The 14,134-nt window shown below is 59.2% G+C and carries 13 protein-coding genes; 8 read left to right on the forward strand and 5 right to left on the reverse strand.

Translation table 11 applies throughout. The features are described 5' to 3' along the window. Window positions 1-430: 430 nt before the first annotated feature. The 5 genes from NVV72_11970 to NVV72_11990 all read left to right on the forward strand — a co-directional run bounded on the left by NVV72_11970 (window position 431) and on the right by NVV72_11990 (window position 4,650). Window positions 431-1,804 carry a hypothetical protein gene (locus tag NVV72_11970; protein ID MCR6660008.1) on the forward strand — a complete coding sequence of 458 codons (1,374 nt, stop codon included), beginning with the start codon at window positions 431-433 and terminating at the stop codon, window positions 1,802-1,804. Between the two features lie 15 nt (window positions 1,805-1,819). After that, the gene (locus NVV72_11975; GenBank protein ID MCR6660009.1) at window positions 1,820-2,341 is read left to right on the forward strand and encodes a hypothetical protein; all 522 of its coding nucleotides are present in this window, start codon (window positions 1,820-1,822) and stop codon (window positions 2,339-2,341) included. A 109-nt stretch (window positions 2,342-2,450) separates the two neighbouring features. Then, the gene (locus tag NVV72_11980) at window positions 2,451-2,909 is read left to right on the forward strand and encodes a D-Ala-D-Ala carboxypeptidase family metallohydrolase (GenBank protein MCR6660010.1); all 459 of its coding nucleotides are present in this window, start codon (window positions 2,451-2,453) and stop codon (window positions 2,907-2,909) included. 556 nt (window positions 2,910-3,465) lie between these two features. Then, entirely contained in the window at window positions 3,466-3,603 is a 138-nt protein-coding gene (locus NVV72_11985; GenBank protein MCR6660011.1) for a hypothetical protein, read from the forward strand. A gap of 6 nt (window positions 3,604-3,609) precedes the next feature. Next, the gene (locus tag NVV72_11990; protein MCR6660012.1) at window positions 3,610-4,650 is read left to right on the forward strand and encodes a L,D-transpeptidase; all 1,041 of its coding nucleotides are present in this window, start codon (window positions 3,610-3,612) and stop codon (window positions 4,648-4,650) included. A gap of 153 nt (window positions 4,651-4,803) precedes the next feature. Here NVV72_11990 and NVV72_11995 read toward each other — a convergent pair whose 3' ends face one another. From NVV72_11995 to NVV72_12010, 4 genes are all read right to left on the reverse strand, one after another. Continuing rightward, a complete protein-coding gene (locus NVV72_11995) occupies window positions 4,804-4,974 on the reverse strand; it encodes a hypothetical protein (protein ID MCR6660013.1) in 171 nt (56 codons plus the stop codon). An 82-nt stretch (window positions 4,975-5,056) separates the two neighbouring features. Then, window positions 5,057-5,449 (reverse strand): OsmC family protein, encoded by a 393-nt coding sequence (locus NVV72_12000; protein MCR6660014.1) that lies wholly within the window; start codon window positions 5,447-5,449, stop codon window positions 5,057-5,059. Window positions 5,450-5,505: 56 nt separating this feature from the next. Next, entirely contained in the window at window positions 5,506-6,105 is a 600-nt protein-coding gene (gene wrbA, locus NVV72_12005) for an NAD(P)H:quinone oxidoreductase (protein ID MCR6660015.1), read from the reverse strand. A 123-nt stretch (window positions 6,106-6,228) separates the two neighbouring features. Further along, entirely contained in the window at window positions 6,229-7,113 is an 885-nt protein-coding gene (locus NVV72_12010; GenBank protein MCR6660016.1) for a pirin family protein, read from the reverse strand. A gap of 92 nt (window positions 7,114-7,205) precedes the next feature. Here NVV72_12010 and NVV72_12015 point away from each other — a divergent pair, with 92 nt between their 5' ends. Together NVV72_12015 and NVV72_12020 are read left to right on the forward strand one after the other, a co-directional pair. Continuing rightward, a complete protein-coding gene (locus NVV72_12015; GenBank protein MCR6660017.1) occupies window positions 7,206-8,099 on the forward strand; it encodes a LysR family transcriptional regulator in 894 nt (297 codons plus the stop codon). 123 nt (window positions 8,100-8,222) lie between these two features. Further along, window positions 8,223-8,933 carry a FadR family transcriptional regulator gene (locus NVV72_12020; protein ID MCR6660018.1) on the forward strand — a complete coding sequence of 237 codons (711 nt, stop codon included), beginning with the start codon at window positions 8,223-8,225 and terminating at the stop codon, window positions 8,931-8,933. Window positions 8,934-8,940: 7 nt separating this feature from the next. On the opposite strand, the gene NVV72_12025 is transcribed toward NVV72_12020, so the two are convergent. Further along, window positions 8,941-9,252: a hypothetical protein gene (locus NVV72_12025; GenBank protein ID MCR6660019.1), complete on the reverse strand. Its 312-nt coding sequence runs from the start codon at window positions 9,250-9,252 to the stop codon at window positions 8,941-8,943. 170 nt (window positions 9,253-9,422) lie between these two features. On the opposite strand from NVV72_12025, the gene NVV72_12030 reads away from it, so the two are divergent. After that, on the forward strand, window positions 9,423-13,949 hold the full coding sequence (locus NVV72_12030; GenBank protein ID MCR6660020.1) for a pre-peptidase C-terminal domain-containing protein: 4,527 nt from the start codon (window positions 9,423-9,425) through the stop codon (window positions 13,947-13,949). Window positions 13,950-14,134 lie beyond the last annotated feature (185 nt).

Genomic DNA, 14,134 nt, shown 5'->3' on the forward strand with positions numbered 1-14,134 from the left:
CGCCGAGGGCCTTGGGTCCGTATTCCTGATAACGCTATCATAGGGTCTGACAACGTTGCCAGGTTTTATTGATCACTTGTACTATAAATAGGGTGCTTGATAGCAAAAATGCCACAGAAGTCATTGAAATGGCGTAAATTTTTTTATGTATGATAAATGCGCAGCGTGAAATTTCAAAATTAAAAAAATTATTACAGACGAAATATTTAATGTCCGTCTTGTGACTTTCCATTTTCGATTTCCGGATAATGAATGGAACCTCGACCTGACGGGGCGCCCCGAATCTGTGGCAAAAAATGCGCATGACGGCGTTATTCCGCACCCTTGAGGGGCCGTCGGGGTTCTTGATATTGCACTTTGGTTAATTTGGGTTAACCATGTTATCCGGGCAGGTTGCCAAAATGGCATAAGAAAGGGCAGGGGGCTGCGCGTGGGTTCGTTATTACCTGACTCGATCGATGTGGCGGCGGGGCTGGTCTTCGTCTACCTGCTGATGAGCCTGCTGACCACCGTGGTGCGCGAAGCCATAGAGGGCTTCATGAAGCGCCGGTCGCGCAACCTGGAAAAGGGGCTGATCGAGCTTTTGTGCGATCATCCGCCGCAAAATGTCAGCAACAGGACGGCCAGGGTCACAGCCGATGCCACCGGCTACGAGCTGCTGAAAAATTTCTACGACCATCCCCTGACCATGTCGCTCTATCGCGGCCGCTACACCATTCCGCCGAAGCGCCGCTTCTTCCAGGGCAAGAACCTGCCCTCCTATATTCCCAGCAGCCATTTCGCCTTCGTTGTGCTTGACCTGCTGGCGGACAGGGGCGGCAATAACGCCGAGGGCAGCCTCGACCCGAACGCCATCCTCACGGCCAGCCGCAACCTGCCCAATGCCCGGCTGTCGAAGATGGTCCAGTTCGCCATCAATAATTCGGCCGGCGATATCGACAAGGCGCGGATGTTCCTGGAAAACTGGTACAATGCCACGATGGACCGCGTTTCCGGCTGGTATCGCCTCGAAACCCAGACGCTGATCTTCTGGCTGGCCCTGGTCACCTGCGTCATCCTGAATGTCAATACGGTGGTGATCGCCCAGAGCCTCTATCTCAGCCCGTCCCTGCGCAAGGCGGTCGAGGCGTCGTCGGAGACCTATTACAAGGAAAAGGCCAGCGTTCACAGCGACGCCTCGCAACTGATGCCCGATTCCGGCAATAACCCCTTGAGCGCGCTCGACCTGCCCCTGGGCTGGAACGACACCACCATCGACACCATGAACCACCTGTTCCGCTTCTGCGATAGTCCCGGCGACGCCACCTATACGCCGGGCAATTGCCGCACCACGGAAATTCCGGTGACGCCCATGCCGGACTGGTCGAAAGGCAGCTTTACGCACAATCTCAGCCAGAGCTGGCGCAATATCTCCGAACGCACGGTCAATCTCTATCGCGGCACGCCTTCGCTGGGCGATAATGCCCTGTTCAATGTCCTGCCGCTGATCTCATTGGTCGCGGGGTGGCTGATGACCGCCTTCGCCGTGACGCTCGGCGCGCCTTTCTGGTTCGATATACTGGCCCGCCTGATGACGGTACGCTCGACCCTCAAGCCCAAGGATGGCGGCAGCGGCGTGACCGGATCCGATGGTCTGGCCTCCCTGATGAACGCGTTCAAGCCGGCCGCGGACAATACCGGCACTTCGCAGGTCACGCCGCAACTTGGCTACCAGCCATCTCTCGTGGCGTCTGCCGGCAATGTGCCGGACGACCTCGCCGCCCTGCGCGCGCTCGATCCCGGCCAGCGCCCGCGCGACGACTGACGGGGGGGGGGACGCATGACCATCATCACGCCTGAACGGCTGAAGGCGCTGTCACCCTCAATCCGTGACGATCGTGCGCTGGCCTATGCGCCGGCGCTGGAAGCCTGCCTGGCCCTGGGCAATATCACCTCGCGTCAGCGCCTCGTCCATTTCCTGGCGCAACTGGCGCATGAAAGCGCCGGGTTTCGGGCGTTGAAGGAAAACCTGAACTACCGCCCGGATGTGCTGCTGGCCGTCTTCCGCAGCCGGGTCCAGACCATTGAGAAAGCCAATGAACTGGTGGCGGTGGGACCGGACGCCATTGCCGAGTTCGTCTATGGCAACCGGCCGTCGCTCGGCAATGTCAATCCCGGCGACGGGGGCGAAATATATCGGTCGCGGTTTCATCATGATCACCGGCCGCAGCAACTACGCCACCTATGCCGCGCTCATCAACCAGCCCCTCCTCGACCAGCCGGAATTGCTCGAAGACCCGGTTTACGCCGCTCAGGGTGCCGCCGCCTTCTGGAAACAGACGGGCTGCAACGCCAAGGCTGACGCCGACGACGTCGAGGGCGTGACACGCATCGTCAATGGCGGGGTCAATGGCCTGGAAGACCGCAAAATCTGGCTTGATAAGGCCAGGGCCGTCTTCCCGGCGCTGGACGTGCCCGCCGAACCCGCCCCGCCGGCCAACGGTTTCGCGCAGTATTTCACGCTCGACGAACTGACCCATACCGAGCACCGCAATATCGACAATATGCCATCGCCGGAAATGGTCCAAACCCTGCGACAGACGGCACAGCAGATGGACCGGGTGCGCACGCTGCTCGGCAAGCCGATCAGGGTCAACAGCGGCTACCGCTCGCCGGCCCTCAATGCAGCCGTCGGCGGTGCCCCAAACAGCGCCCATATGAGCGGCTATGCGGTCGATTTTGTCTGTCCGGGCTTCGGTACGCCGTTGCAAATCTGCCAGAAGATCATTGCCAGCGACATCCGCTTCGATCAATTGATCCAGGAAGGCACTTGGGTGCATATCTCTTTCGATCCGCGTCTGCGGATGCAGCAACTGACGGCCACCTTTACCGCCGCAGGCACACAGTATTCCAGTGGCGTCACAGCCTGACCGGCGATTTGTCTGGCGGCCGGGGTGGCGACCCATCAAAGCCACATTATGTAGGTAGTGAAAAAAGACCATTCCCGTGTTAAGGTATCCAGTATGCGCAGCCGCCGTCATTTCCTGTCCCTCGCCCTGTCCGCCGGCGCCGCCGGCCTGATCGTGCCGCGCGCCCACGCGGCCACATCGGGCGGCCCGTCTCCGCAATTGCTGGCCAGGGCGCGGCAGGCTTTGCTGAGCCACGGCGACCGGATCGCCCATACCGACCTGATGGGTATTGCCGATTTTTCCCGGCCTTCGCATGAACCGCGCTTCCATATTCTCAACCTGGCGGATGGCCGCAGCCAGTCCTTCCTGGTGGCCCACGGCAAGGGGTCCGATCTCAACCATACGGGATGGCTCCAGCGTTTTTCCAATGCCCCCGGTTCGGAAGCGACCTCGGAAGGCAGCTACCTGACCGGCGATACCTATACGGGTAAGCACGGCCTTTCGCGCCGGCTTGAGGGGCTCGATCCTCAGAACAATAATGCCTTCAGCCGCGCCATCGTTATTCACGGCGCCTGGTATGTCAGTCCCGAAATGGTGGCCACGACCGGCAAGCTGGGCCGCAGCCGAGGGGTGCCTGGCGTTTTCCGAAGCCGATCGCCAGACCGTGATGGACCGTCTGGGCGCCGGTCGCCTCATCTATGCCGGAAAGGCCTGACGCAACATGAAGCTTTTTCCTGCCCTCAGCCTTTCCATTCTTATGCTCGGTATGTCCGGGCAGGGCCTGGCCGAGACCGCGAAAAAGTCTTCCTCAATCGAGCTGGCCTATGCCGCGCAGGCGCTGAAGCCCGGCGAGTGGGTCTGGGCGCCGGAAATCGCACCCACCGGTCCGGTCATGATCTATGTCGATCTCTCCCGCCAGATTGCCACCATCTATCGCAACGGTGTGCGTATCGGGGTGACGACCATATCCAGCGGCAAGGATGGTTACGAGACGCCGACCGGTGTCTTCACCATTCTGCAAAAGGATATCGATCATCACTCCAATCTCTATGACGACGCGCCCATGCCCTTTATGCAGCGCCTGACCTGGAGTGGCGTGGCGCTTCATGCCGGCAACCTGCCGGGTTATCCCGCCAGCCACGGCTGCATACGGCTGCCCTATGCCCTGGCGGAAAAGCTGTTCACCATTACCAGCCTGGGTATTACGGTTATCGTCAACGCGGTGGATGCCGTGCCCATGCGCATGACGGGGGGAGATCTCCTGCTGCCGGTGGATGCCGTGGGCGCGGCCGCCCCGTCTTCCGACAGTGCCATACCGGCCTCGGCGGACTATGAATGGCATCCGGAACGTGCGCCGCAGGGGCCGGTGACCGTCATCATTTCCCAGGCCGATAACCGGATCATCGTCATGCGGTCGGGGGTCGAAATCGGCCGGGCCCGTATTTCCATGCCGGCGCGCGATTTCGAGAGCCATGTCCTGACCCTGACGATTACAAAATCAGGGGAAAGGCAGTGGATCTTTGCCAGCCTGCCGGGACGCGAAGACGAAGCCGGCAAGCCGCTCGACAGCGCCATATCGCACGAAGTGCAGATACCGAAGCCGTTTGCCGATGCCCTGTCAGCCATTCTGAAAACCGGCGACACGGTGTTTGTGACGCCGGCTGTGAGCAATCTGGAAACGACGGGCGAAGTCCTGACCATCATGGAAGGGGATTTGCCCACCGGGGACGAGCTTCCACCCGGCCTGCGTATTCAGAAATGACCGGCCAGACATAGATCGTATCGAGATTGCTATCGAATCTTTACAACATTTCCTGTTTCATGGAAGTCGGACATCATTCCCCCTGTGTCCTTCCCTGAACTTTGACCCTCAGTATTTGGCGTCCGGCGCACCACCGGACGCTTTTTTTCAAGCTCAATGCGGGCGGCTGGTTGTCAGCCGCAGCTTCGAGGCCAGGTCGATCAGTTGCGCCGTACTCATAGGCCCGCGTCCATCGACCTGCCACAAGGGGGATGATTTCAAGGGATTGATGGTGAAGCCGGCATCGCGCAGGCCCTCCACAAGTCTGGTAACCGCTTCCGTCATTTGCCCAGCCTCCATACTCAACTAACCAATGGTTAACATGAGTCGCGCATTTGGCGAATGAGGCCAGGGGATACCGCTCAGGTCAGGCGTTCCGCAGGGTGGTGGCGATGGTCAGGCCCTGTTTGAGCGTTTTGGTCACCGGCGTGCGCTCCGTCACCTGAAGCAGGCGTTCGCGTTGTTCCGGCGTCAGGTCACCATCGAGGGTAACCACCCGGTCGATGATCTCCTTTTCGCCGTCGCGGTAAAAGTGCAGGGCGACATCAACCGTCTTCAGCGGCCAGCCCTTGTGATCGGCATACATGCGCAGGGTAATGGCTGTACAGGAAGCCAGTGCCGACAGCAGGAAATCATAGGGCGCCAGGCCGGCATCCTGGCCGCCATTGTCGGAGGGCTCGTCGGCGGTGAGGGTCCGTCCGGCGACATGAAGCGTGGTGGCGTATTGCTCGGTGCCGATATGGGCGGTGGCGCGGGCCATGAATGTCTCCTGAGAATAAAGGGCCGCCCGTGTGTGGGCGACCCTTTCATAGCATATCAGCCGTGCAGCTTAATGGCCGTTTCGGCAATCTTGCGGCCCTGATAACGGGCGCCGGTCAGCTCGTTTTCGCTCGGTTGACGCGAACCATCGCCACCGGTGATGGTCGAGGCGCCGTAAGGCGAGCCGCCGGTGATTTCATCCAGCGTCATCTGACCGGCGTGGCCGTAATCCAGGCCGACCACGGTCATGCCGAAGTGCAGCAGGGAGGTGATGATGGAGAACAGGGTGGTTTCCTGGCCACCGTGCTGCGTGGCGGTCGAGGTGAAGGCGCCGCCGACCTTGCCGTGCAGGGCGCCGCGTGCCCACAGGCCGCCGGCCTGATCCCAGAAGGCGGCCATTTGTGAAGCCAGGCGGCCAAAGCGTGTGCCGACACCGACGATGATGGCGTCATAGTTTTCGAGATCGGCGACCGTGGCGATCGGGGCTTCCTGGTCGAGCTTGAAGTGCGCCGCCTTGGCCACTTCCAGCGGCGCGGTTTCGGGCACGCGCTTGATATCGACCTGCGCGCCGGCTTCGCGGGCGCCTTCGGCCACGGCCTTCGCCATGGTTTCGATATGACCGTATGAGGAATAATAGAGAACGAGAACCTTAGCCATTGGGGTAATCCTTGTTACTGATTGGGGAGGGGGGAAGGAAAAAAATTTCCGATGCGCTTGCGGATCGGCAAGGGCAAGGCCCGCCGTCGCTGATGCGACGAGCCTGCGCGGCCTATGAGCGCATTAAGATATCTTTCCCATGCGGCCGGCGTAGTAGTCGCGGACGGCGCGTTCGAGTTCGTCGATGGTGTTCATGACGAACGGGCCATGGCGGACGATCGGTGCGTCGAGCGGATCACCGCCAACGAGCAGGATTTCGCTGTCCTGATCGGTGGTAAGGGTGATGGCATCGCCGTCTCCGAAGCGGACCAGTTCGCCGGGAGAGACGGTTTGGCCGGCAACCACCGCCGCGCCGGTCATGACATAGAGTGCCAGTTCGCGGGCATCGGTTTCCAGGGTGATCGCGCCGCCGGCTTGCAGCGAGGCGTGGATAACGACCGGCGCGCCGAAACTTTCGAGCGGCCCCTTAACGCCGTTGACATGCCCCGCGACGATCCGCGCCGTGGTCTTGTCACCGTGAACCACGGGGATTTCTCTGGCGGTAAAATGGCGGTAGGCCGGCTCGTCGTGCTTGCGGCCCTTCGGCATGTTTAGCCAGAGCTGGATGCCGTGATTGCGGCCGCCGGTGCGCTGAATTTCGGCATCGGGGCCTTCATCGTGGATGATGCCGCGACCGGCGCGCATCCACTGCACTTCGCCCGGCTGCATGACGCTCATATTGCCAAGGCTGTCCTTGTGGATGCTGCGGCCTTCGAGCAGCAGGGTCAGGGTTTCGATCCCGGCGTGCGGGTGAGCCGAGGCGCCCTTGGCCTCGCCGGGCAGGAATTCGATCGGGCCGAAATGATCCAGGAAGATGAACGGGCCAATCGCTTCATAAGCTTTGGCAGGGATGGCGCGACGCACCTCGAAGCCGTCGCCTTCCAGAGTGCGGAAAGCCGTATGGACGGTGGTGATCGGGCGATCTTTTTGTGCGGTCAGGGTGGTCATGGCGACAATCTCCTCGGACAAGGTCATTTCCTCGTCGGTGAGTGATCTTCTATGCCTTGCGGACTGTTCTGAAAATCCATATAATATTGAATAAACTTTTCGGAATTTTAGAAATGTCTAATCCCGGCACACCCACGCTTGACCAGTTGCAGATCCTGCTGTGTGTGGTGGAGGCCGGCAGTTTTGCCGCTGCGGCGCGTCGATTGAACCGCGCAACCTCGGCGATCACCTATGCCATCGACAATCTCGAACTTCAGCTCGGCCTGCTGCTGTTCGATCGTGTGGGGACGCGCAGGCCCGAACTGACCGAGGCGGGCCGGGCGGTGCTGGCCGAGGCGCGCACGGTGACGCACGGGGTCGATATCCTGCGCGCGCGCGTAAAGGGCTTGCTGGAAGGGCTGGAGGCTGAGGTCTCCGTGGCGGTGGATGTGATGCTCCCGACGGCCCGCCTCGTCGATGCACTGCAAGCCTTCCAGGCGGCCTTTCCCACCATTCCCCTGCGTCTGCATGTCGAGGCGCTGGGCGGCATTACCCAGTTGGTGACCGGGAAGACGGCGGTGATCGGCATCAGCGGGCCGCTTAATACCTCGGTCGAGGGGCTGGACCGTCGCCATATCGGCGCGGTTAAGCTTGTGCCGGTGGCGGCACCCTTCCATCCGCTGGCCCATACCGGCCGCAAGGCGCCGGGCGAGGCGCGCAACCATATCCAGCTTGTACTGACCGATCGGTCTCCGCTGACCGCCGGCCAGGATTTCGGGGTCATCGGCGTCAAGACCTGGCGGCTGGCCGACCTGGGCTCCAAACACGCCCTGCTGCTGGCCGGGGTCGGCTGGGGCTCGATGCCGGAATTCATGGTGCGCGGCGATCTGGAGGCCGGGCGCCTCGTTGCGCTAAACCTGCCGGACTGGCCTGTCAATGAATACGACATGCACGCCATCTACCGCACCGATACGCCGCCCGGACCGGCCGCGCAGTGGCTGATAGAGCGGTTCGCGGCACAAACCTGAAGTGAATATGTTAGCGCTATCAATGACTTGCGCTGATGGTGGTCTGTGATCGCAAATTGAGATGACAAAAGCAATTTAGCCAATTAAATTAAAGGCATAACGAACGAAAATCGGGAAACGCACATGCGGCACATGCCGGGGGTAAGCCTCACCTATTCGCTGGTGGAAACACTGGGCCAGGCCATCGTGGTTGGTGAATACGAACAGACCGGATTCCCGACCGAGGCCGAACTGTGCGTCGCGCACAATGCCAGCCGCACCGTCGCCCGCGAAGCCGTCAAGATGCTAACGGCCAAGGGGCTCCTGACCTCTCGCCCCCGCCAGGGCACGCGGGTGGAGCCCGTCAGCCACTGGAACCTGCTCGATCCCGATGTCACGCGCTGGATGACCGAGCGGCCCTACTCGCACAAGATTTACCGCGACCTGTCGGAGGTGCGGCTGGCCATCGAGCCGATCGCCGCCTCACTGGCCGCGAAACGCGCCACCAGGGCCGATATCAGGGCCATTCGCGCGGGCCTGAACGGGATGCGCGATGATGCCGATCATCATGACCTGGCGCTGCTGGCTGATATCGATTTCCATGTGGCCATCCTTCAGGCGTCCGGTAATCCCTTTATCATCCAGCTCAAGGAACTGATCCATACGGCCTTGACGATTTCGATCGGCCTGACCAACCGCATTGCCGGTCACACGGCCAGTATTCCGGCCCACGAAGCGGTATTGATCGCCATCGAGGCCGGCCAGCCGGCGGTGGCGGAGCGCGCCATGCGGGCGATCATTTCGGAGTCTCTGGAGATGGTGGATTCACTTCAACCCGAAGGCGCGGCGGAATAGTCGCAGGCTACTCGCTGAAGCCGAATTTTTTCAAAAGCTCTTCGCGGGTATAGATTTTTTCCTCAGCACCGGGAAGGCGCCGGCCGGTAACCAGGCGATAGTTGCCTGGGGAAATCTCTTCATAAAAGGATCGGCCTGTGGTGCCCAGCGTTTTCCTGAATGCGAGGTAATCGTCAAGGGTCTTGAAGCTCCGTCCGTCGGCGTAAGCCAGGGCATCCTTTTTGATCGATGTAGCCATTGGACGTCCTTCCGGTGCCGTTTGCGCTGGCGTCTGGGCACAGGCTGTTCCGAAACCAGCAAAATACATAAGGGCGGCCACTATAACATATGAATTCTGCATATATTTTCGCGTTTCGGATAGGGGAAACAATATCTTCGAGCGGTAAAAACTAACGGGTGCATTCAAGCTTTTTATATACTATTTTGAGGCGTAAATTATGTCTTCGCAAACATAATTTGACTGAAGATATCGGTTTCGAGGGGGAAAGCATGAACAAGGTCGTTTTTGAGGGTTCCAGTTTCGGCGACGGCGAAACAGAGTCCAAAGCCGGGGGTGCCGCAGATGTCATGCCGCATCGCATAGGGCGGGAAACCGTACATCTCGTGGAGAGCGCCCTCGAGCGGGGGCAGATTCTCATGATGTCGATGGCCAGGCTGGCAGACGATTACGCCGACACCGTGTCCCACGGGCTTCATGTGCCTGCCTTTGAAGCCCGTGTGAATGATATTACCGGCACGCATGAACATCTGATCAGCCCTGTCCACGGGGGAAATGGTTTTGAAGTGGCGGGAACTGACACCATTCCAGCCAGCACGGGCACAGGCGAAGCCATTGGCTTTAATTCCAGTGATATAGGTTACGCCAGTTCGGCCGCGGATCATGATTGGTTTCGCCTGCATGTGGTCGCCGGCATCAGCTATACAATATCCGCAGACAAACTGGTCGATCTGACCGGTCAACTTGTCGGGCTGGATGATCCCTTCCTGACCCTGCGCAACAGCTCTGGTGGTGTATTGGCGACCAACAACGATCATGGCGGCACGCTCAATGCCGAGATTACCTTTACGGCGACAAGCACGGGCGATGTCTATCTGGATGTCAATTCAAACAGCGGGCTGCTGGGCTATTATACGGTCGGCCTCGTCGACACGATCGGCAATACAACAGCCACGGCGTCTGCGCTGACCGTTGGGGGCAGCAAGACGGGGCTGATCGAGGACAGCAGCGATTCCGACTGGTTTTCGATCACGCTGGTCGCCGGCAAGTCATATGACTTTTCGCTTACTGGCTACAGCACGGATGGTCTGGCCGATCCGTATCTCGAACTGCGCGATGCGGCCGGCAATCTTCTGACGTCCAATGATGATGTCTCCTATCCCGGTAACATCAATTCGTCCCTCCATTTCACGGCGACAACGGGTGGTACCTATTACCTTGCGGCCAGCGGCAGCGCGCTAGCCTCTACGCAAGACGAGGCAGCGGGCATCTACACGATCCGCGCCGTGCAATCGAACGATGTCTACGCCGATAATTCGACGACAACAGGCACGCTCACGCCTGGTCATTCTGTTACCTCTGTAATTGATAGCCAGGGCGATGCTGACTGGTTCGCGGTGACGCTGGAGGCCGGCTATATCTACAATTTCGCTCTGAATGGCGCGGGTGGCAGTCCGCTCAATGATCCCTATCTGGAACTGTACGATGCCAACGGACAGCGTGTTGCCTTTAACGACGATGGCGGCGCCGGTCTGAATTCAGCTCTGTCCTTTTATGCGGCCAGTGGCGGCACCTACTATATCTCCGCGGAGTCTTTCCCTAACGATCCGCCAGCCACCAATATTGGCGGCTATACGCTGAGTATGGGCGCGCGCGTGACGCCGACCGTGGATGGCGATAACAACACCACATGGAGCGCTACAGCATTGACAGTCGGTGTGACCCAGTCCGCCAATATTGATACGCCTGGCGATCACGACTGGTATACCATAGAGCTCCAGGCAGGGCAGGGCTATGATTTTGATGTCAAGGGCCTCAGTGGTTTCAACGGCTCCCTGTCCGTTTATGATAGCTCCGGTGCGCTATTGGCCCGTAATGACGATTTTGGCAGCGGCACCGACGCGCATCTCGACTTTGAGACACTGACTACCGGAAATTATTATCTTGTGGCTGAAGGTAGCGGCGACGTAACCTATGGCGGCTATACGATCACGGCGGCGGCTGGCGATCGGCCTCTGCTGACGCAGTCTATCGATTGGGGCGCCAAGCTGACCCCTATCAATAATGTCGTGAAGGTCTATTTCGCTAACAACGGGGAAACCTACGACGGCCAGACTTCGGAAGGCTGGACCGCCTATGAAATCCAGCAGGCCATGGCGGCGCTCACCACCTATTCGCACATTGTCAACCTGACCTTCGTTCGCACAACCAACGCGGCGGAAGCCAATTTCAAACTGGTAACCACGGCAACGCTGGATGGCGGTGACGACGGCACAGTGCTGGCCTACATGAACCCACCGGGCACCACCAATGCTGGCGTAGGGGTTTTCGCTACGGATAACCCCTACTGGTCAGATCACGCCGGCGGGGCGCTGGATCAGGGCGGTATCGGCTTCACTACCTTGGTGCACGAACTGGGGCATGGTCTGGGCCTGGCGCATCCGTTTGATAATGGCGGCACGTCGACCGTCATGACAGGTGTCACCGACACGTATGATTATTCAGGCTATGGCTGGCAGAACCAGGGTGTCTATACCGTCATGGCCTATAATGATGGCTGGCCGGGCGGACCTTTCCACACCGGACCTTATTACGGCAATATCAACGGGTATTCCACAACGCCGATGGCGATCGACATAGCAGCCCTTCAAGCCAAATATGGTGCGAACACCACCTATAATTCCGGCGGCAATACCTATTACCTCGACCCCGGCGTCGGGCATTTGGGACATTTTGAGTCTATCTGGGATACGGGCGGCACGGATAAGATTTCGGCTGCGAAGCTGTCCGCTGATCAGGGGGCGGTTATAGATCTGCGCCCGGCCAACATGTATTACACTGATGGCAATGGCAATGGCAATGGCAATGGCAGTGACGGCAGCGCCTATCCTTACAATAGCACCAGTGGTGGCGCGGTTTCACGCGTTGACGATGTCGATGGGGGCCTGACCATTGCCGCAGGCGTCGTCATCGAGCGGGCGGATGGTCATGCCGGGCGGGACACGATCTACGGCAACGATGTGGGCAATGTCATCAATGGCAATGGCGGGTCTGATACCATCTACAGTGGCGGTGGTAACGACAGTATAACCATGAACCTGACCCTTCAGGATAGTTCCGTTGGCGGCGATGTCGATGGCGGTGCAGGCAACGATACCCTTATATTCAATGTGTCCAAGGATACCTTTAAAGGCGTCGGGGCGACGGAATATGACGGACAGATCACCTTCCAGGCTGCGGGCATCTATCTTACCGTAAGAAATGTCGAAAAATTTGTATTCACCGATGGCACCTATACTGCTGCACAGGTGGTTAATCATCCGCCTGAAGTCGAGGGGGCTCTTCACGCCACAATGGCCCGCGGCGGCGAACATGTGGTGACGACGGATGAACTGAATTTTCACACGACTAACGGTGCGACTTCAGTCACCTATCATGTTGCCGATAGCTACTCTTTTGGATGGTATTATGGTGGCCTGTATGGCGGTTATGTCACCCTTAACGGCTACATGGTCGATAGCTTCACGTCGGATGAAGTGGCCGCAGGGCGGGTGCATTTTGTGCAAAATGGTGCGGCCGATACGATTGGCAGCGAGTTTGGTTTCAGCGTCGTTGCGTATGATGGCGATATGGTGTCCAGCGGCCGTAAACTCACAATGACTGTGGTGGATGATCATGTCGACAATGTTTTCCTCGGCGGAACATCGGAGTTGGATCGACTGTACACCGGGCGCGGGAATGATACGCTGATCGGCCTTGCCGGTGACGATACGCTCGATGGTGGCAAAGGCGCCGATATTATGAAGGGCGGCATTGGCAACGACACCTATTATGTGGACAGCTTCCAAGATCAGGTTATTGAACTGAAGAACGAAGGCACGGACACGGTGATCTCGTCGGTGCAGTACATTATGGGCGGGTCATACGTCGAGAACGCCACGCTGACCGGCACGCTGAACAGCTATGCGGTGGGTAACGCACTCGACAACATCCTGTTCGGTAACAGCGGCAATAACAACCTGACCGGCGGGGCCGGCAATGACCGTCTCGATGGCGGGGCGGGGTCTGACGGCTTGCGCGGTGGTGTCGGCAATGATGTCTACTATGTAGATAACCTGGGCGACTTCATCGTCGAGAACAAGAACGAAGGGACGGACCTGGTCTATTCGACGGTAAGCTTCAACCTGGGCGCCCAGTATGTCGAAAACCTGACCTTAAGAGGCAGCGCCAATATCAACGGCCTGGGCAATGCCCTGGCCAATACGATCACCGGCAATGCCGGCAATAACCTGATCGATGGCCGTGCCGGCGCCGATGTGATGAGGGGCGGCGCGGGGGATGACATCTACTATGTCGACAATGCCGGCGACAAGGTGATTGAGGCAAAGGACCAGGGTACGGACAGCGTCTATTCAAGCGTGACCTTTGCCATGGGCGGGCAGTATATCGAGAACCTGTACCTGACCGGTAGCGGCAATATCAACGGCACGGGCACCTCCCAGGCCAACACCCTGGTCGGCAACAGCGGCAAGAACACCCTGACGGGGGGCGCCGGCAGCGACACCCTGACCGGAGGCGCCGGGGCGGATATCTTCTTCTTCGGCGCCGGCAGTGGCAAGGACACGATCACCGATTTCTCAGCCAGCCAAAACGACAGCCTCAATCTGCACGCCTGCAGCCAGGCGACGGCGGTGATCACCCAGGTGGGCAATGATACCGTCATCGATCTCGGCGGCGGCAACGTCATCACCCTGACAGGCACGCACAAGGCAGATGTGATCAGCCATATTACGTGGTGACGGCCTTACGTCGCAGCCGGACAGGCTGCAGCGCTCAACGGATGACACTTTTGGGCCGCAAGTCCGCACTTGCAATAACGTTATTCATGGACGAGACATATGACCACCTTTATCGCGACCCTTGGCAACGACACTTTCACCGGCACTGCCGCCAGCGATGATACCGTTGATTACAGCCGCACCAC

The organism is Asticcacaulis sp. (assembly GCA_024707255.1).
Classification (GTDB): domain Bacteria; phylum Pseudomonadota; class Alphaproteobacteria; order Caulobacterales; family Caulobacteraceae; genus Asticcacaulis.